The organism is Lapillicoccus sp., from assembly GCF_025353065.1.
GTDB lineage: Bacteria > Actinomycetota > Actinomycetes > Actinomycetales > Dermatophilaceae > Lapillicoccus.
This window is the reverse complement of the sequence record NZ_JANXRJ010000325.1, coordinates 1-19,144: the sequence shown is the minus strand read 5'-3', so window position 1 is coordinate 19,144 and position 19,144 is coordinate 1. Positions and strand designations below refer to the sequence as shown.

Sequence of the window (19,144 nt, the reverse complement as noted above, 5' to 3'; positions counted from 1 at the left end):
TCCGCCGGTGGCGATGGCGGGGATGACGATGGCGCCGGCTTGGTGGAAACCGCTGCCCGAGCCGATGTTCCAGCGCCACTCGAGGTCGTCGAGGGCCTGGTTGACCGGGTTCATCACCAGGGGCGCGACGACGGGAAAGGTGGCTTGGCCACTCAGGTCGAGCATCCCTCGGGCGGCGCCGACGGTGAAGTCGGTCCGTTCCTGGTTCCACCCTCCCGACATGAAGTTCGCGCCGTGCTCCAGCGCCGTGACCTGCTCGGGGGCGTGGGCCATCGCCTCGCGGACCGTGGTCGTGGCGCGCTCGCCCGCCTGCAGCAACGCTTGTCGTGCGGCGGACAGCTTCTCGACCCCGGTCAGCCGGTCCTGCAACCCGGCGGGTTCGTCGCGCAGGTCGACCGGTCCCGAGGTCGGCATGAACCCGCCCACCCCGCCGGCCGCAGCCGACGCCGCAGCAGCGGCCGTCCGGGCGGCGAGCCGGGCCCGGACCCCCCGCTGGAACGTCTCGAGCGCGATGGCCGCGGCCTCGCGGGCGGAGTGGAACGCGATCCCGTAGGACCCCACCGCGTAGCCCGCGTCGTCCATCGCGGTCGCCGCGTCGGCGAACGCGGCCGGCTGCAGCTGGAACTGCGCCTGGAACGCGTCGGCCGCCTGCCCCGTCCAGACCACGTCGATCCGGCGCAGCGCCTTCGCGGCATCGGCGAACAGCTCCGACCACCGCAGCATGCTCTGGGCGAGCCGGTCGATCCCGACCGGCTCGCCCGGGACCAACCGCTCGACCGGCATCGCCAGCATCAGATCGCCGTAGGCGTCACTCACCTCCCCCACCTGTCGCCGCGGCATACCCGCTGGGCCCTGGGACGCCGATCGGCGATGGCTGCATGAGGCAAACGTAGTCAAACAGTCGCTACGAAGCCATCAGTTATCCACAGGTGAGGATGTGCGGTGTCGCGTCACGCTCGACGGAGGGCCGCGCAGGCAGCGTCAAGCCGTCGTCAAGAACGCATCAGGCCCCTTCGCGGCGCGCGTCGGCGCTCGTACCGTCGAGAGGTCAGCACATCACGTCAGAAGGAGCACTACCTCCGATGGAGGGTCCGCAACACCCGTTGGTCGCCCCCATCCGCGTCTCCCCGACCGGCGCGATCACGCCGATGACGGCCCGGCTGCCCGGGGGTGAGAGGGTCGGCGTCGCCTATAGCTCGCTGGAAGCGATGCAGGCAGCCCAGCCCCGGCACGACTGGGTCATGCTCGGAGAGTGCGGGCTCCGCCGGATGCTGGCCAGCGTCGACATCCACCGCATCCAGGTCGACCCGCAGCTCGTGATGGCGTTCATGCCCGGCGCCGTCCGGAGGGCCGTCAGCGCCTGAGAGCTGGGACCGTCAGGCCGTCGAGCGGAGGTAGCGCCCGAAGTGCGGGACCGTGAAGGCGATCTGGCCGCGCTCGCCGGAGTAGATCAGGCCCTTCTTGAGGAGGGCGTCACGTGCGGGTGAGAGGGACTGCGGCTTGCGGGCGAGGACGGCGGCGACCGCGGCCGTCGCGACCGAATCCGGCTCAGTAGCAGGCTCGCTCGTGTCAACCAAGGACGGTCGGACGGGATCAAGCCCCTCCGTCTCCCGTGTCACCGCGGCATCGGCCATCGCGCGGAGGTACTCCCGTTCGGCGGGCGTCGCGCGTTCGTATCGGGATCCGAAGAACCCCACCGCGAGCTCGGCCTCGGCCTCCGGCACCGCCACCCGCACGTCGGCCAGCGTGATCGGCGAGGTGGGCGCGACGTCCCAGGCGACCTTGCCGTAGGCCTGGACGAAGTAGGGGTAGCCGGCGGTCACGGCATACATCTCGGCGAGCGCCTCGGGGGTGAACCCGGCCCCCTCCTCCCGCGCCGGCGCGACGAGGGCGGTGTCGGCGGCGGCGCGGTCGAGGCGGTCGATGCGGGTGTAGCGGAAGAGCCGCTCGCTGTAGGACTTGCTGGCGGACAGGACCGCGGGCAGGTGCGGCAGGCCGGCGCCGACGACGATGACCGGCAGCCCCGCCTGGGAGATCTCGTGGCAGGCCGCGCAGAGCGCCGACACGTCGTCGGGACCGAGGTCCTGCATCTCGTCGACGAAGATCGCCACCCCGCGACCGAGGTCGGCCGCCAGCCCGCCGAGGTCGGACAGCAGCTCGACGAGGTCGATCTCGATGTCCCCCGAGTCGGCGCGACCGGTCGTCGCCGGGACGTCGATGCCCGAGCTCCACCGGTCGCGCAGCTTGCTGCTGGGGCCGGAGTCGCGCAGGGCGAAGGCCTTGATCGTGCCGAGCACCTGCTCGACCGCCTCGAGCTGCGGGTGGCCCAGCTCGCGGACCGCGACATGGAGGGCCGCCGACAGCGGCCGCCGCAGGCCCTGGTCGGGGCGCGCCTCGAGCTTGCCGGTCCCCCACTGCGCCCGGACCGCCGCCGACCGCAACGCATTCAGCAGCACCGTCTTGCCGACGCCGCGCAGCCCGGTGAGGATGATCGAGCGTTCCGGGCGCCCCTTCGCGACGCGCTCGAGCACGACGTCGAAGGCGTGCAGCTGGTCGTCCCGCCCGGCGAGCTCGGGCGGGCGCTGGCCGGCGCCGGGGGCATAGGGGTTGCGCACCGGGTCCATGTCTCCGAGCGTATGGGGCTCTCTAGCGTTCACCCGAGATTGACGCAGACAACGGTATGCCGTGTCGGCTCGGCAGCGTCGTCGCATCCGTAGCATCGGCGTATGACGAACCCGGTCCTGACCTCCCTGATGGCCGCGGTCGGGGACGAAGGGCCCGCCGCCTCCGTGTCCCCCGGCACGACGGGTCTGGACTCGCGGTCGCGGTCGGAGGACCTCGCCGTCGGTTCCGTGGGCTTCTGCGCCACCGAGGCCTGGCGCTGGCTCGGCACCGACCTGACCGTGGACCCCGGGCGGGTCGGCGCGAACTTCCGCAGCCTCGGGCACCTGCGACTCGACGGAGCGGCGTTCCCGAGCTTCGCCCCGCTGTCGGGGTTCTTCGAGGCGAGGGACGGGTGGGTGCGGACCCACGCCGACTACGACTGGCACCGGGCTCGGTTGGCCGCGGTGCTCGGACTCGACGCGGACGAGCGGCGGCCCCCGACGAAGGAGAACGCTGCCGCGGCCATCCGCTCGTGGCGGGCCCATGAGCTCGAGGACGCCGTCACCGCGGCCGGCGGGATCGCCGCGCGAGTGCGGACAGCCGCCGAGTTCGGTGCCGTCGTCGGCCCGGCGCCGCTGCTCACCGTCGAGCGGGGCGTAACGCGCGCCGTCCCCTCCCGCCGGATCCGCGTCCTCGACCTCACCCGGGTCATCGCCGGGCCGGTGACGACGCGCACCCTGGCCGCCCTCGGGATGGACGTCCTGCGCATCGACCCGCCGCAGCTCCCGGAGATGCCGGGCGCCTACCTCGACTCTGCTGCCGGGAAGCGCTCTGTCACAGTCGATCTCGCCGGTGAGCCTGAACTCACCAGACGGCTCGTCGAGGAGGCCGACGTCATCGTCACGGGCTACCGTCCGGGCGCGCTGGATCACCTGGGACTCGGGGCCGACGACCTCCACTGCCGACGCCCGGACGCCGTCGTCGCCACGATCCAGGCCGCCTGCGGGATCGCGGACCTCGAGGCGGGGGCGGGCGGCATACCGGGGGCCCTGTCGGCGCAGGCTCTCGACCACTCCTGCGGCTACCTCCTCGCCGGCGCGATCCTCCACGCCCTCGCCTGCGGTCGGGGTGCCCGGATCACGACGTCCCTCACCGGTGCCGGGCTGGCCCTCCTCGCCCTCGGCCCGACCACCTCCCTTGCGCTGGCTGCCGACGACGCCGTCCACCTCGAGACGGTGGAGACCCCCGCCGGCCGACTGACGCGGGTGCGGTCGATGTGGGAGGTCGACGGGGTCTCCTCGGCGGTCACCGCCTGCGGCTCGAGCGCAGCGGTCTGGGCCGACGAGGGCTAAGCACCCGCACCCTTGTCTTCCGGACTCGGAACGAGGAAGGGGGGTGACCGGGAGCGGTCAGGCGAGGTCGGCGACCTCGAAGCGCTCGTCGGGGTGGGCGATCGCGTCCTGCGTCGGGATGAGCAGCATCTCCGCGCTGCCCGCGGCGGCGGTGGCCTCGAGGACGGCATACATCGTGGCGGCGGTGCGGGACAGCGCAACTCGTGGGCCGTCGGTGAGGGTGTGCGCGAGGAAGAGCGCGGCCGTGGCGTCGCCGCCGCCGCGGACCGTCAGGGGGAGCATCGGCGTCGTCACGACCCACGAGCCCGCGTCGCTCACGCACACCATCTGGATCGAGTCGGCCGGGGTGTCGGCGGTGAGGACGCTCGTGACGAGCACGGTCCTCGGCCCGGACATCCGGACGGTCTCGACGGCGGTGAGCAGGTCGGCCTGGGTGACTACCGGCATACCGGCGAGGAACTCGAGCTCGAACTGGTTAGGGGTCGCGATGTCAGCGCGGGGAATCACGTTGTCGCGCATGAACTCCGGTATGCCGTCGCGCACGTAGAAGCCGCGGCCGGTGTCGCCCATCACGGGGTCGCAGCAGTAGATCGCCGCGGGGTTGGCCGCCTTGACCCGAGCGACGGCGTCGAGGACGACCTCGCCGACCGTCTCCGCCCCCTGGTAGCCGGAGAGCACGGCGTCGATGCCCGGGAAGGCACCACGGTCCTCGATCCCGTTGATCACCTCGGCGACGTCGGCCGGCGCGATGAGCGGTCCACGCGTCGTGCCGTAGCCGGTGTGGTTCGAGAACGTCACCGTGAGAACGGGATAGACGTCGTGCCCGAGCCGCTGCAGGGGAAAGACGGCGGCGGAATTGCCGGCGTGACCGTAGGCGACGTGGGACTGGATCGACATGATCTTCACTCGCCGGAGGCTACCGCGAGGCCGTGATGCGCCGCGTTCTTGGTGCTGCCCGTCAGAGAGCGACCGTCGGACGGGATCAACCCCCTCTATTGCCGCCGAGTCGACCATCACCCAGAGATGCGCCCGTTCGACGGGCGCGCGGTTGAGACGCGACCCGAGGACGCCTACTTGACCCGCGGGGCCGCGTCGCCGGTGGCGACCATCTGCTTTCCGGCGGCGGCCCAGGCCGTCATGCCGCCGTCGACGTTGGTCGCCTCGAACCCCTGCTGTGTGAGCCAGGCGACCGCGCGAGCCGAGCGGCCGCCGCCCTTGCACATCACGGGCAGCGGGCCGTCGACCTGGGGCAGCTCGCCGAGCCGGGCGGCGAGGTCGCCGAGCGGGATGTGCACGGCATTCGGCGCGTGCCCGAGGTCCCACTCGTCCTGCTCGCGGACGTCGAGCACCACGGCGTCGTCGGCGAGCTCGATGGGCGGGGTCTGGGGCACGTCGCTCATGCGCGCATCATCTCATCGGTGCGGAGGTCGCGCCGTGCGGGAGCCCGCCGTATGCGGTCGTGTCCGGTAGCTGCCCGCGCGTGGCCCCGGAGCTGGCTGGGTACGGTCGCCGGTATGGATATTTCCGTGACCGTCGTCGGAGCCGGCATCGCCGGCGCGGCCTGCGCCCGAGAGCTGGGCCGCCTCGGGGTGCCCTGTCGTGTCCTCGACCGGGGTCGTGCGCCCGGCGGCCGGCTGGCGTCGCCGACCGTCCACGGCCGTCGGGTCGACCTGGGAGCCGGCTACTTCACGGTGCGCGACACAGGCTTCGAGGAGGTCGTCGGCGGCTGGGCGGACGCGGGACTCGCTCGCCGGTGGACGGACACGTTCGACGTGCTGTCCCCGGACGCCGAGCGGCGGCAGTCGAGCGGCCCGATGCGGTGGGCCACCCCGGGTGGGCTGCGCAGCCTCGTCCGCGCCCTGCTCACCGACGTCGCGGTCGCCCTCGAGCAGGACGTGACGGCGCTGCCCGACGGGCCGGTCGTGCTGGCGATGCCCGACGCGCAGGCCTCGCGACTGCTGGCGGCCGGGCATACCGGGGTGGAGGGGGTCGACTGGCTCGAGTCCGATCCCGTCATCGCGGTGGCCTGCGGCTTCGGGGACCGGTCGTGGAGCCTCGACGCCGCCTTCGTCAACGACGACGCCGACCTCATCTTCATCGCCGACGACGGCTCGCGCCGCGGCGACGGCGCGCCGGTGCTCGTCGCGCACGCCACGCCGGACCTCGCGCGCCGCCACCTCGAGTCGCCGGACACCGTGATCCCCCACGTCACCGCCGCGCTCGAGCGGCTGCTCGGGACCGGCCCGCCCGAGTGGACCCACGCGCACCGCTGGACCTTCGCGAAGCCCGCCTCGGCGCACCCGACGACGCACCACTGGGACGGCCGGCTCGGCCTGGCCGGCGACCAGTGGTGCCCCGACGGACCGCCCCGGGTCGAGAGTGCGTGGCGATCCGGGGTGGAGCTGGCCCGCGCGATCGCGGCCTGAGCGTCGCACCACCCGGGCCACCCGCGGACAAACCCCCCACCGGGTCCACCCCGACTACATTGGCGCACATGGGAATCGAGAGCCGCCCCGTCGGCACGCCGGTCATCCTGCTCGCGGCCGACGTCGAGCAGAACGAGGCGGTGCGGCACACCTTCCTGAGCCGGTATGCCGCGGACTACGACGTCGAGCTCGTCCACACCGCGGCGGAGCTGCTCGACCGGGCGCGCGAGCTGACCATCGACCGGCGCCCGATCGCTCTCATCTGCGCCCAGTCCGAGCTGCCGGACGCCGACGGCCTCGCCCTCCTGAACGAGGTCCACTCCATCACCGCGACGGCTCGCCGGATCGCCCTCCTTGCGCCGGCGCGCTACTCCCCCAATCTCCCTCGGCTACGCACGGCGCTCGGTGAAGGGCGGCTCGACGCGTGGCTGGGCATCCCGACGGCGCCGCGCGACGAGGAGTTCCACGCCGCGATCGTCGAGATGCTCTCGGACTGGAGCTGGTCCACCGACGCGGTCGAGGTCGACGGCGTGCAGATCGTCTTCGATGCGAAGTCGGCCGACGTCGCCCGGGTCGTCGACTACATGCAGCGGATGGGCATCCCGCACCGTCGTTACCACGCGAGCACCGAGGTGGGACAGGCGATCATCGCGTCGGTCGGGCCCAACGCGGCCTTCCCGCTCGTCCACTACCCCGCCAAGAAGGGAAGCCCGGACACCCTGGCGATCGAGCCCGAGGACATCCTCGTGGCCCCGACGCTGGCCCGACTGGGCGCGATGATGTACGGCTCGGTCACCGACCTCGACGCCGACTTCGTGGCCGACCTCGTGGTCGTCGGATCCGGCCCGGCGGGTCTCGCCGCCGCGGTCTACGGCGCCTCCGAGGGACTGACCACCGTCGTCCTGGAGTCGGAGGCGATCGGCGGCCAGGCGGGCACCAGCTCGATGATCCGCAACTACCTCGGCTTCCCGCGCGGCATCTCAGGGATGCGGCTGGCCCAGCGAGCACGCATGCAGGCGTTGCGTTTTGGGGCCCGTTTCTTCGTCGGGCTGCCCGTCACGGCGCTGACCGAGGGGTCGGGTCCGGGGGAGCCTCACACCCTGACGCTCGAGGACGGCACCAGCGTCCGTGGGCGGGCCGTCGTCGTGGCGAGCGGGGCGGCATACCGGCGGCTCGAGGTCGAGTCGATCGAGTCGATGATCGGCCTCGGCGTCACCTACGGCGCGGCGACGACCATCGCGCCGTTCATGACGGGCCGCTCCGTGCACGTCGTCGGCGGTGGCAACTCGGCCGGGCAGGCGGCCGTGCACCTCTCGCGCTTCGCGAAGTCGGTGACCATCGTCATCCGGCGCGAGTCGCTGGTCTCGACCATGTCCGACTACCTCGTCCGTGAGGTCGAGGCCAACCCCGTCATCTCCGTCCGCCCGCACACCGAAATCGTCGACGGCGGCGGCGAGGGCTGGCTGAGCTGGCTGACCCTGCGGCACACCGTGACGGGGGAGGAGGAGCGCGCCGACACCAACGGGCTGGTCCTGCTGCTCGGCGCCGACCCCTGCGCCCACTTCCTGCCCGACTCGGTGCACCGCGACGACCGCGGGTTCATCCTCACCGGCCGCGACGTGCCGCCGGAGCAGTGGGTCGACGGCCGGCCGCCGGAGTCGCTCGCCACGACGGTGCCGGGCGTCTTCGCCGTGGGCGACATCCGGGTGGCGTCGATGAAGCGGGTCGCCGCTGCCTCAGGTGAGGGCTCCGCCGCCGTGCCCCTCGTGCACGCGTACCTCGCCCTCGGCGGGTAGCGGCTCGACGGGCAGGGACTGTCAACCGGCACGTGTCCGGTATGACCGCCGAGTCGGTGACGAAACCGGGCACCTGCCGTCATCCGTCCCCGAGGGCTACTTCAGCAGCCGCGACATCCGCCGGTCGGCGAGGGGTTTCCCGCCGGTCTGGCAGGTGGCGCAGTACTGCAGCGACGAGTCGGCGAAGGACACCTCGCGCACGACGTCCCCGCAGACCGGGCAGATCAGACCGGTCCGGCCGTGGACCCGCATCCCCTCGCGCTTGGCGTCCTTGAGCTCCTTCGCCGGCTTGCCGGACGCCGCGACGACGGCGCCCGCGAGCGTGTCGCGCATCGCGGCATACAGGCGCTCGACGTCGTCGGGCTTGAGGCTGCCGGCGATCGCGAAGGGCGACATCCGCGCGACGTGGAGGATCTCGTCGGAGTAGGCGTTGCCGATGCCGGCCAGGAACTCCTGGTCGCGCAGCAGGCCCTTGATCTGCGTGCGGCGACCTGCCAGCAGCCCGGCGAAACGCTCGAGCGAGAAGTCGTCGGCCATCGGGTCGGGCCCGAGCCGCGCGATGCCGGGCACCTGCTGCACGTCGCGGACGATGTAGGCCGCGAGCGACTTCTTCGTGCCGGCCTCCGTCAGGTCGAAACCGGAGCCGTCGGACAGCCGCACCCGCAGCGCGATCGGCGACTTGCCCGGCCGCAGCACCGTCGGTGAGAGCTCGTCGGACCACCGCAGCCAGCCCGCCCGGGCGAGGTGGAAGACGAGGTGGATGCCGTCGACGTCGAGGTCGAGGAACTTGCCGTGCCGGTGCACCCCGTCGACCATGCCGCCGGCCAGCGCGGTCGACGGCGGGTCGAAGGTCTTGAGCACCGAGAACGACGCGAGCTCTACCCCGGCCACGGCCAGACCGTCGGTGCGCTCGGCGAGGAAGTCGACGAGCGCCTGGACCTCGGGCAGCTCCGGCACCCGCCCATCATGGCACCGCGGCGCCCGTCGTTCAGGTCCGGAAGCCCGCGTGCACGTGGTCGTGGTGGGTGGCGTCGGAGAAGTACGTAAATCCGGGCAGCAGGTAGGGGCCGCCGACGTTGTAGGACCCGGCAGCTGCGGCGGCCTGCATGTAGGACACGACCAAGGAGCGTGGCGTTGCGGAGCTGACGACGGCGTGCCCGTCGATCTGCCAGGTGTCGAACGCTCGGCCTCGGGGGTGGTCGCTGAGGCGTCCGGTGCCGAAGACGTAGGTCGGGTGCCCGGACCGCACGACGGAGACGCCGATCGTGTGCGACGCGGACAGGGTGAGCAGGGCCTGGAGCACGGAGTCGTGGACCTGGCCGGAGAGGACGTCGGCGTTCGACGCCGGGGGGAGGGTGATCCGTGAGGACGCGAGGACCTGCCGAGCCGGGGCCGAGAGAGGGGAGACAGCAGGCCCGGGGACGGCCGGGTGCAGCTCGGTCACCCGCCAGCGGGGACTGGCGCTGACCAGGCGGACGTCGACCGTCGTCCCTCCCTGCGTGATCGTCCCGTCCGGCGCCTGCGTCCGCACGCGCATCACCACGAGGACGCTCGACGAGGTCGCGAGGATGCCGCCGTACTGCACGTCGACCACCTCGGCGATCGAGGCCCCCGTCGTGCCGATGAGCCCGAGGACGGCGTCGACGAGGCCGGGATCCTGTCCGAGCGCCGCCAGCCGCTGGCGGGCCGCGGTCGCGCCCGCGCCGGACGCGGGGTGGGTGAGGAGGGCCTCGACGACCTGGACGGCGGTGAGCTTGACCGCGGGATCGACGTCGTTCGCGTCCGGCGACCACGGCGTGAAGGCGGGGAGCGCCGGACCGGTCGGGGCCGGGGCCGGGCCAGTGGTCGCGGTCGTCGTCGCTCCGGCGGCCGGGCTCGTGGCGGAGGTCGTCGCGGAGCCAGCGACGGACGGGGACGAGGTGGCGCTACCGGTCGTCGAGCCAATCTGCGCCGCCGTCCCGCTGCTGCATGCGACCAAGGACGCGGCGCCCACCATCGCGCCCAGGAGGACGACCCGTCGACCCGGGCCGCGACTGTCGCCCGGGTGACCGGCGCGGCGGCATACGGGAGTCAGCGGGTCGCACCCTCGGGTGAGGACTCGGGCCGATCCGGCGACCGGGGGGCCTTGCCACCGTCGTCCGCGCGGACGGGCGCCGCGACCTTGCCCGCGTCCCGCAGGATGCGCAACAGGCCGAAACCGTCGGGCGAGTAGTAGATCGGGATCTCGCGGGAGGCGCGCGTCGTGCGTGCCGTCAGGTCCTCGGTCGGGACCGGTATGCCGTGCGAGAGGATCTGCTCGGTCGGCGTCAACTGCCGGATGGCGACGGAGTCGATCCGCTCGGGCCGGGCCTCGGCGAAGTCGGAGTAGACCTTGAGGTCGTGCTGACCGTCGTCGCCGACGAGCACCCACCGGATCTTGGGGAAGTCGCGGGCGAGCCGGTCGAGGCACGAGCGCTTGTGCTCCTGGCCGCTGCGGAACCACCCGGTGTTGGTGGGGCCCCAGTCGGTGAGCAGCAACGGGCCGACGGGATAGCCGTGGCCGCGGAGGAAACGGGTCAGCGGCGGGGCGGTGTTCCACGCGCCCGTGGAGATGTAGACGACCGGGGCACCGGGGTGGCCGGCGATCAGCTCGCGATAGAGCGGCGCCATCCCGGCGACGACGCGGCGGGCCCCCTCGTGCCGCACGAAGGTGTTCCACGCGGCGAGGAACACCCGGGGCAGGGAGGTCGAGATGACGGTGTCGTCGATGTCGCTCACGAGCCCGTAGTCGACGTCGTCGCCGACGATGAAGACCTCGACGTCGACGGGCTCGGCGTTCTGGGCGACGACGCGGACCTGGTGCCAACCCGGGTCGAGCCCGTGGCCGCGGAAGGTGAGGTCGACGTGCCCCGACCGGTCGCTGCGCCCGTGGGCCACGTGCTCGCCCGCGGTGATCGTGATCGGGACGTCCATGGCCGGTGCGGTGAAGAAGACCCGCCAGCCGCGGCTGCGGCCGAACGGGGACCGCAGACCGCCGTAGGTCGGGTCGTCGTCCTTCTCGTCGCACTCGTCGCGCACCCGGCTCAGGACCACGCGGGCGAAGACGCGGACGAAGTCCGTGGAGCCGTATCCGACGTGGCCGATGATGCGGTTGCGCCAGCCCCGTCGCCTCAGCACCCGGTCGAACTGGCGGTGCCATGCGTCCTCGACGATGGCGGCGGCGTGCGGCCTCGACATACGTCCAACCTAGGGCATCGGTCGGTCCCCCGCCTCGGTGTGGGGCGTCGGCTCGTCGCGCTCGCGGACCGTCTCGAGCTCCTGGAGGGTGCGCACGATGTCGCGGTCCCCCTCGTGGTCGACGCCGAACGGCAGCCGGTCGGGCTCCTCGAAGCGGGAACGACGGTGGGTGCGCTCGACCGTGGCGGCGAGCCAGAAGACGAACGCGATGAACAGGGCGGCTCCGGTGAAGGTTTCCATGGCAGTAAGTTTGCGCTCATCAGATTTCCGCCACGAGTGGCAGAACTGACCCCCTTCATCAATTTCCTGCCATCGTATGCCAGAATGGCCGGCATGCCTCTCCGCACCGTCGCCGTGGTCCTCCCACCGCAGGCCGCGACCTTCGAGTTCGGTGTCGTCTGTGAGGTGTTCGGCATCGACCGCACCGCCCAAGGAGTGCCGCCCATCGACTTCCGGGTCTGCGCCGAGGACCCCGGGACTCCCGTCCTGCTCACCAACGGGCTGACCCTCAACGTGGCGCAGGGCCTCGAGGCTCTCGACGGGGCCGACCTCGTCGTCGTGGGCGCCACCGGGCTGCGCGCCTTCACCCCGGGGTTGCTCGAGGCCTTGCGGCAGGCCCATGCCGCGGGCGCGGTGCTCCTCTCGGTCTGCTCGGGCGTGTTCGCCCTCGGCGCGGCGGGACTGCTCGACGGCCGCGCCTGCGTCACCCACTGGCTGCACGCCGAGGAGCTCGCGGCGGCATACCCCGCGGCCCGGGTCACCAGCGACGTCCTCTTCGTCGACGACGGGGACATCATCACGAGCGCCGGCACCGCGGCCGGCATCGACGCCTGCCTCCACCTCGTGCGGCGCGAGCTCGGCGCCCAGGTCGCGACGACGATCGCGCGGCGGATGGTCGTGCCGCCGCAGCGCGACGGGGGCCAGCGCCAGTTCGTCGACCTGCCCATGCGGGCGTGCTCGAGCGACAGCCTGGAGCCGGTCATGACGTGGATGGTCGAGCATCTCGGCGAGGACCAGCCCGTCCGCGAGCTCGCCAGGCGAGCGACGATGTCCGAACGCACGTTTGCCCGCCGCTTCGTCACCGAGACCGGCACGACGCCCGCCAAATGGCTTGCGCTGCAACGGCTTCACCACGCGCGCGAGCTGCTCGAAGGCAGCGACCTCTCGATCGAGTCGGTGGCGACCCACAGCGGCTTCGGCAGCGCCGCGCTGCTGCGGCACCACTTCACCCGGACCGTCGGAGTCGCTCCGGGTGACTACCGGCGGACGTTCACACGGAACGCGGGCTGAGGTGGCCCCTCCCGACGGGGTCGACCTCGATGCGCTGGGGCCCGAGGCCCTGCGGGCCCGCCGGACCGCGAAGTGGAACCGCTACGCCGACGACGTCATCCCGATGTGGGTGGCGGAGATGGACTTCCCGACCGACCCGCACGTCCGCGCCGCCGTCCACGGCGCCATCGACGCCGAGACCCTCGGCTACCCCCTCACCGCGCAGAAGTCAGGTCTCGACGTCGCGCTCGCCGAGTGGTCGCAGCGCGAGCACGGTTGGGGCATCGACCCCGACGGCGTCCACCTCGTGCCCAACGTCGTCAAGGGTGTCGGTCTCGCCCTCGAAACCCTGTGTGAGGCGAGCGCGCCCGTCATCATCCCCACCCCGGCCTATATGCCGTTCTTCGACGTCGTCCGGCTGCGCGGCCTGCCCCAGGTGCACGTCCCCATGACCCGGCCGACGAGCCCGGCGAGCCTGTCCCAGAGCGCCCCGGCGTGGGCCCTGGACGTCGACGCGATCGACGCCGCCTTCGCCGCGGGGGCACGCACCCTCATCCTCTGCAACCCGCACAACCCCCTCGGCCACGTCCACACCAGGGCCGAGATGCTGGCCCTCGCCGACGTCGTCGAGCGGCACGGGGCGCGGGTGGTCTCCGACGAGATCCACTCGCCGCTCGTCTTCGACGGCACCCACCTCCCGTATGCCGGGTTGTCCACTGCCACAGCCGCGCACACCGTCACGATCACCTCCGCCTCCAAGGCGTGGAACCTTCCGGGTCTGACCTGCGCCCAGGTGGTGACGACCTCCGCCGCCGACACCGCGCGGTGGCGCGGCCTCCCGCACGAGATGACGATCGGGGTCGGGACCCTCGGCATCGAGGCCAACATCGCGGCATACCGGGAGGGTGGGGCCTGGATGGGCCAGGTGCGAGACCGACTGGCGCACAACAGGTTGCTGGTCGCCGACGCGGTCGCGGCGATGCCCGGCGTGACCCACCGGACCAACGCGGCGACCTACCTCGCGTGGCTCGACTTCTCCGAGCTCGCGCTCGACCTCGAGCCCTCCGACTGGCTCCTCGAGCACGCCCGGGTCGCCCTCAGCGTGGGCGACGCCTTCGGCGCCCCGGCCCGCCGCTTCGCCCGCCTCAACTTCGCGACGACGGCGCCGCTGCTGGACGAGGCGCTCGCCCGCATCGCCGACGCCGTCGCCCGCCGCTGACCCTCCCAGCTCCTCGCTTGTTGCTGCGCGAGTGCCCAAAACAGGGGCCTCGGCGGCTGATTCAGTCACATCCGACGCAACAAGCGGAGGGGCGGGGTGAGGCGGGACCGCGGGCGCCAGTCAGGCCTTGGCGTCCTTGAGGGGGACGTCGGGGTCGGCGAGCTTGGCCCGGTCGACCGGGGCCTTCGAGGCGATCAGCTCCTGGATGTCGTCCTGGACGTCCCAGATGTTGACGTTGAGGCCGGCTCTCACGACGTCGGTGTCGCCGTCGAGCCAGAAGGCGAGGAACTCCCCGGAGTCGATCTCACCTCGGATGACGAGCTCGTCTGTGGCAGAGGCGCGCCCGGAGTACTCGAGACCCAGGTCATACTGGTCGGAGTAGAAGAACGGCAGCTTGTCGAAGCCTCCCTCCTGACCCAGCACTCCTCGCGCGACGGACGCGGGACGGTCGAGCGCATTGGCCCAGTGCTCGACGCGCACCCGCTCCCCGAAGCTCGGCGTCTCGGCGTTGGCCACGTCACCCACCGCGAAGACGTCGGGGTCGGACGAGCGGCCTTGCGCATCAACGAGTATGCCGTTGTCGACGTCGAGCCCCGCCGTCACCGCGAGGTCGGTGTTGGGGGTCGCCCCGATCGCGACGAGGACGAGGTCGGCCGGGATGCTCGTGCCGTCCGCGAGGGTGACGCCGCCGACCTTGCGGCTGCCGTCAGCCGCCTCGATGGAGGCCACCTCCACGCCCAGCCGCAGGTCGACGCCGTGGTCGCGATGGAGCTTGGCGAAGAACGCACCGAGGGTCGACCCCACCACCGTGACCAGCGGCTGCTCGGCCGACTCCAGGACGGTCACCGACGAGCCGGCCTCGCGCGCGGCCGCGGCGACCTCGAGCCCGATCCACCCCGCACCGATGATGACGATGCGCGCGCCGGACCCGAAGGCGGCCTTCAGCGCGTCGCTGTCCTCGATCGTGCGCAACGAGACGACACCGCCGAGGTCGTGGCCGGGCAGGTCGACCCGACGCGGCGACGACCCGGTCGCGAGCACGAGCCGGTCGTATGCCGTGCGCCCACCATCGGTGGACACGACCTGGTGCGCCTCGCGCTCGACGGCGGTCACCGCGGTGCCGAGGCGCAGGTCGACGTCGTGCGCGGCATACCAGTCCTGCGGCTTGATCTCGCCCTCGCTCGCGACTGCCTCACCCTTGAGGTATTCCTTGGACAGCGGCGGCCGGTCGTAGGGAACGTGGTTCTCGGCGGCGAAGACGACGATCGAGCCGGAATATCCCTGGTCGCGCAGGGCGACCGCGGTGCCCGCGCCCGCGAGCCCGCCTCCGACGATGACGACCTGCTGGGGGTCGGGGGTGCTCTCGGGCATGATGCGGTCCTTCCGTCGTGGTGACGGGTCCGCTCGGGGGCTGCGCCGTGGGCCCGGTTGTCCTCGTCCACTGTTACCCATCCCCCGTCGGGACAACCACGGGAGGGGTGCGGGTCGTGACGCTCGGGGCGTGCGGATATTTCCGGAGCCGTGTCGCGGACGTGTGAGGATGGGGCGCATGGGACGTCAGGGGCACCCCGTTCGGACACGACGAGTCGGCCACCGGGCGGATCCGCGGCGGAGGCGGTGGCGCGGGCTGACGCTGGTCGTCGTGGCAGGGGTCCTGGCCGGGAGCATCACCGGGTGCAACCTCGCCACGAAGCCGCCGGAGCCGAACGGCGCCGCCCAGGCCCTCGCCGACGGGCTGGCCAGCGCCAACCTGTCGAAGGTGACGCTCGACGGCGCCACGCCCGCCGACGCCACCACCTTCGTCGCCACCGCCATCGGCGACCTCAAGGACGTCAAGCGCACGGTTGCTGTCGCGTCGGTGGCCAAGGACCCGGCGAACGACAAGGCGGCCACGGCCACCCTCACCACGACGTGGGACCTCGCCGGCAGCGCCGGCGCGACGGGCACGGCGACTGCGGCCGGCACGGCGACTTCGACCAGCACGGCGACTTCGACCAGCACGGCGACTTCGACCAGCACGGGCACGGGCGCCACGGGGGCGACCACCGGCCCCGCCGCCACGCCAGGCACCGCCGCGGCCCCGACCTGGACCTACTCGACGACCGCGAGCCTCACCCTCAACGCCGACGGCACGTGGCACGTCACGTGGTCCCCCACCCTCTTCGTCCCGGACCTGACCGCGACGGAGAAGCTCGGTCTCAGCCAGACGTCGGCCCCCCGCGCCGACATCCTCGGCCCGGGCAAGGTGGCACTGATGGCCGAGCGGGCCACCTTCCAGATCGGCATCGACAAGGGCCGGATCACCGCAGCCCAGGCCGCCTCCTCGGCCGCGGCCCTGGCCGGGGTCGTCGGGATCGACAAAGCGGCCTTCACCAAGGCCGTCACCGCCGCGGGGGCCAAGGCCTTCGTCGTGGGGCTCACGGTGCGGGACACCGACCCGGTCGTGACGGCGAAGGCCACCGCGATCTCGGCCGTCCCCGGCGGGGTCTCCATCCCGGGCAAGGCGGTGCTCGCGCCCACCTCCGGCTTCGCGCGGTCCCTGCTCGGGACCGTGGGCGACGCGACGGCGGAGCTCATCGCGAAGTCCAACGGCACGATCCGCTCGGGCGACACGGTGGGTCTCTCGGGCCTCGAGCAGCGGTATGACGCCCAGCTGCGCGGCACCAGCGGGCTGGTGGTCAAGGCGGTCGGGACCGACGCGGCCGGCAAGCCCACGTCACGATCTCTCTTCAGCCGGGCCGCTTTCCCGGGCAAGCCCCTCACCCTGACCCTGGACGTCGGCGCCCAGGTCTCGGCCGAGGCAGCGCTCGCCGGCCAGACGACGACGCCCACCGCGCTCGTCGCCATCCGACCTTCGACGGGCGAGATCGTCGCTGCCGCCAACGGGCCCGCGACCGCCGGACAGGCCGTCGCGACGACGGGGCACGCGGCACCGGGATCGACGTTCAAGATCGTCTCCGCCTTGGCGCTGCTGAGGTCGGGGCTGACGCCGGACGCCGCCGTGGCCTGCACCCCCACGGTCACCGTGGACGGCCGCGTCTTCAAGAACTACAACGACTACCCGAGCGGCAAGCTCGGCAACATCCCGTTCCGGACCGCGTTCGCCAACTCCTGCAACACGGCCTTCATCTCCAACAACGGCAGGATCCAGCAGGCCGACCTGACCTCGGCGGCCGCCGCGCTCGGGATCGGCGTCGACCTCGACCTCGGCTTCCCGGCCTACCTCGGCTCCGTCCCCGACCAGGGCGTCGGCACCGAGCACGCCGCCTCGATGATCGGGCAGGCCAAGGTCCAGGTGGCCCCGATGGACATGGCGACGGTCGTCGCCTCCGTCGTCAAGGGGGTTCTCGTGCGTCCCTCGCTCATCGTGGACAACCCGGCGGTGGCGGCGTTCCCCAAGCCCGCGAAGGCCCTCACCCCGGCCGAGGCGCAGTCGCTGCAGCAGCTGATGGGCGCCGTCGTCAGCGAAGGCTCCGGCCGGGTGCTCGCGAGCTCCGGCGTGACCCTGGCCAAGACCGGTACGGCCGAGTACGGTACAGCCACACCGCCGCTCACCCACGCCTGGATGGTGGCGGCGCGCGGCGACCTCGCGGTCGCAGCATACGTCGAGAACGGCGTCTCCGGCTCGCAGTCCGCCGCCCCGCTCATCGCCGCCTTCCTCGCCGCATACGCCGGCTGACCGGGGCGAGGCGCCCCCCAGGCGACCGAGGTGTATGCCGCGGGGGCGTCAGCGACGGCCCCAGGTGACTGCGTCGGCGACGGCGGCAGGCAGGGCCGCGACCAGCTCGGCGTCCGGTGTCGCGCCCAGCGCGTCGTTGACGGTCGAGAAGGCGAGTCGCAGCGCGATGAACACGGTGATCGCCATGATCTGGTCGTCGTCGTAGCCGACGTCGCGCAGGGCCTGGAGATCGGTGCTGGTCGTCCCGTTGGCGTCACGGGTCACGGCACGCGCCCACGAGGCCATGACCTGTTCGGCCGGATCCAACCCGGTGTCATCACCGAGGAGGACCCCGGCCGCGAGGTCGGCACCGGCCGACGTGGCCAGCTTGCCGCCCCAGGCGAACGAGCAGTAGGCGTCCCCCAGGGTCGATGCCGTGGCGGTGACGAGGATCCCTCGGGTCCGCTGGTCGAGCCGGCCCGCCTTGACGCACTGGCTGAGGAGACCGAAGAGCCCGTCCAGGGTACCCGGCATACGACCCCACAGCCGAGAGGCGTTCATGACGTAGCCGAGCTCGTCGACGTCGTCCTGCCGCAGTCGCTCGGCCCCGGGGGAGGGCGGGGTCGGCGCCAGGAAGCTGCCCGACGGCTCGTCGTCGTGAGGGGGCGGGACGTCCAGGGGTTTCGTGGCCACGTAGCCGACCACGAAGATGACCGCCCGGAGCGGCAGCCCGGCGCGGACGCGGGACGCGGCAACCTCCCGGGCGTGGTCCAGGAACGCCTGCTCCCCGACGGCCTGGATCGCCTCATAGGCCGGCCCGGTCGAGGCCAGGGCGCGGGCGTAGTGATCGGGGTCGGCGAACTCCCAGGCGAAGGGGATCTCGTGCCGGTGGACGTCCTCGAATCCCCACGCCGTGAGCAGCTCCTCCCCCGCGCCCGGCCGTCCGAGGCTGACCATGGCCGCGTGGTTGGCGACCTTCTCCCTCGAGGCCAGGGTGAACGGCTCCAGCGCCCACGCCCCCGGCGAGTCCTTGATGTGGCCCCAGACGGTCAACCCGACCCGGCCACCCGGGCGCAGCACCCGGCGCACCTCCGCCACCGCATCAGGGGTGGTGCCCCAGATCCCCCGAAAGCTGGTCACGACATCGAAGGTCCCGTCCCCCCAGGGAAGCGCGTTCATGTCACCGACCCTGATGTCGGCCTCCGGGGCCCGGTCACGGGCGATGGCCACCAAGCGTGCGGAGGCGTCCAGCCCGGCAGCAGTCGCTCCACGCGCCGCGGCGAGCTCGACGGCGAGGCCCGATCCGCACGCGACGTCGAGCACCTCCTGCCCGGCCTCGATGCCCAGCAGCTGGTGCAGCGCGACATACTCGCGGCAGTTCGCCGGCTCGCTCAGGGTCGCGAACGCGACCGCCTCCCGACCCCAGCCCTCGTCGACCAGCGCCCACTGCTCCGACGCCGTCTCCGCCGCCGTCTCCGCACTGCCCGGTCGAGTCATGGCCGCAACCTACCGAGGCCGGCCTTCCACCGTCCAGAGGAGGCGGCGGCTCCTGCGCTAGAGCAGCCCCGAGCCGACCGAGGTCGTGGTCTGGCGTCGAGGTCGTG

At 72.5% G+C, this 19,144-nt stretch carries 17 protein-coding genes; 7 read left to right on the top strand and 10 right to left on the bottom strand.

Translation table 11 applies throughout. The features are described 5' to 3' along the window. The coding region (locus Q0R63_RS23860; RefSeq protein ID WP_295702779.1) for a putative T7SS-secreted protein at positions 1–816 on the bottom strand (816 nt) is incomplete at its 3' end. A gap of 266 nt (positions 817–1,082) precedes the next feature. Between Q0R63_RS23860 and Q0R63_RS23855 the strand changes: the two genes are divergently transcribed. Next, a complete protein-coding gene (locus Q0R63_RS23855) occupies positions 1,083–1,364 on the top strand; it encodes an SAV_915 family protein (RefSeq protein WP_295702778.1) in 282 nt (93 codons plus the stop codon). A gap of 12 nt (positions 1,365–1,376) precedes the next feature. Here the strand turns inward: Q0R63_RS23855 and Q0R63_RS23850 are convergent, their stop codons facing one another. Then, positions 1,377–2,624 (bottom strand): ATP-binding protein, encoded by a 1,248-nt coding sequence (locus tag Q0R63_RS23850; protein WP_295702776.1) that lies wholly within the window; start codon positions 2,622–2,624, stop codon positions 1,377–1,379. A gap of 102 nt (positions 2,625–2,726) precedes the next feature. Here Q0R63_RS23850 and Q0R63_RS23845 point away from each other — a divergent pair, with 102 nt between their 5' ends. Further along, positions 2,727–3,956 carry a CoA transferase gene (locus tag Q0R63_RS23845; RefSeq protein ID WP_295702774.1) on the top strand — a complete coding sequence of 410 codons (1,230 nt, stop codon included), beginning with the start codon at positions 2,727–2,729 and terminating at the stop codon, positions 3,954–3,956. A 57-nt stretch (positions 3,957–4,013) separates the two neighbouring features. On the opposite strand, the gene pdxY is transcribed toward Q0R63_RS23845, so the two are convergent. Together pdxY and Q0R63_RS23835 are read right to left on the bottom strand one after the other, a co-directional pair. Next, positions 4,014–4,862, bottom strand: a complete 849-nt coding sequence (gene pdxY / locus Q0R63_RS23840; protein ID WP_295702772.1) for a pyridoxal kinase PdxY — start codon at positions 4,860–4,862, stop codon at positions 4,014–4,016. A gap of 164 nt (positions 4,863–5,026) precedes the next feature. Then, positions 5,027–5,356 carry a rhodanese-like domain-containing protein gene (locus tag Q0R63_RS23835; protein WP_295702771.1) on the bottom strand — a complete coding sequence of 110 codons (330 nt, stop codon included), beginning with the start codon at positions 5,354–5,356 and terminating at the stop codon, positions 5,027–5,029. Positions 5,357–5,470: 114 nt separating this feature from the next. On the opposite strand from Q0R63_RS23835, the gene Q0R63_RS23830 reads away from it, so the two are divergent. Next, on the top strand, positions 5,471–6,382 hold the full coding sequence (locus Q0R63_RS23830; protein ID WP_295702769.1) for an NAD(P)-binding protein: 912 nt from the start codon (positions 5,471–5,473) through the stop codon (positions 6,380–6,382). A gap of 68 nt (positions 6,383–6,450) precedes the next feature. Next, the gene (locus Q0R63_RS23825; RefSeq protein ID WP_295702767.1) at positions 6,451–8,178 is read left to right on the top strand and encodes an FAD-dependent oxidoreductase; all 1,728 of its coding nucleotides are present in this window, start codon (positions 6,451–6,453) and stop codon (positions 8,176–8,178) included. 96 nt (positions 8,179–8,274) lie between these two features. Here the strand turns inward: Q0R63_RS23825 and Q0R63_RS23820 are convergent, their stop codons facing one another. From Q0R63_RS23820 to Q0R63_RS23805, 4 genes are all read right to left on the bottom strand, one after another. Beyond that, positions 8,275–9,135: a DNA-formamidopyrimidine glycosylase family protein gene (locus tag Q0R63_RS23820; RefSeq protein WP_295702765.1), complete on the bottom strand. Its 861-nt coding sequence runs from the start codon at positions 9,133–9,135 to the stop codon at positions 8,275–8,277. A 31-nt stretch (positions 9,136–9,166) separates the two neighbouring features. Then, positions 9,167–10,174 carry a hypothetical protein gene (locus tag Q0R63_RS23815; protein WP_295702763.1) on the bottom strand — a complete coding sequence of 336 codons (1,008 nt, stop codon included), beginning with the start codon at positions 10,172–10,174 and terminating at the stop codon, positions 9,167–9,169. A gap of 74 nt (positions 10,175–10,248) precedes the next feature. Next, positions 10,249–11,394 (bottom strand): phosphatase domain-containing protein, encoded by a 1,146-nt coding sequence (locus Q0R63_RS23810; RefSeq protein ID WP_295702760.1) that lies wholly within the window; start codon positions 11,392–11,394, stop codon positions 10,249–10,251. 9 nt (positions 11,395–11,403) lie between these two features. Further along, positions 11,404–11,634, bottom strand: coding sequence for a hypothetical protein (locus Q0R63_RS23805; protein ID WP_295702758.1), 231 nt, complete (start codon positions 11,632–11,634; stop codon positions 11,404–11,406). 93 nt (positions 11,635–11,727) lie between these two features. Here Q0R63_RS23805 and Q0R63_RS23800 point away from each other — a divergent pair, with 93 nt between their 5' ends. Then, entirely contained in the window at positions 11,728–12,684 is a 957-nt protein-coding gene (locus tag Q0R63_RS23800) for a helix-turn-helix domain-containing protein (protein WP_295702757.1), read from the top strand. 1 nt (position 12,685) lies between these two features. After that, positions 12,686–13,882 (top strand): aminotransferase class I/II-fold pyridoxal phosphate-dependent enzyme, encoded by a 1,197-nt coding sequence (locus Q0R63_RS23795; protein ID WP_295702755.1) that lies wholly within the window; start codon positions 12,686–12,688, stop codon positions 13,880–13,882. Positions 13,883–14,002: 120 nt separating this feature from the next. Here Q0R63_RS23795 and Q0R63_RS23790 read toward each other — a convergent pair whose 3' ends face one another. Next, positions 14,003–15,253 carry an FAD-dependent oxidoreductase gene (locus Q0R63_RS23790; protein ID WP_295702754.1) on the bottom strand — a complete coding sequence of 417 codons (1,251 nt, stop codon included), beginning with the start codon at positions 15,251–15,253 and terminating at the stop codon, positions 14,003–14,005. A 271-nt stretch (positions 15,254–15,524) separates the two neighbouring features. Between Q0R63_RS23790 and Q0R63_RS23785 the strand changes: the two genes are divergently transcribed. After that, a complete protein-coding gene (locus Q0R63_RS23785; protein WP_295702753.1) occupies positions 15,525–17,561 on the top strand; it encodes a penicillin-binding transpeptidase domain-containing protein in 2,037 nt (678 codons plus the stop codon). A gap of 48 nt (positions 17,562–17,609) precedes the next feature. Here Q0R63_RS23785 and Q0R63_RS23780 read toward each other — a convergent pair whose 3' ends face one another. Further along, complete coding sequence (locus Q0R63_RS23780) at positions 17,610–19,037, bottom strand: methyltransferase domain-containing protein (RefSeq protein WP_295702752.1); 1,428 nt, start codon at positions 19,035–19,037, stop codon at positions 17,610–17,612. Positions 19,038–19,144 lie beyond the last annotated feature (107 nt).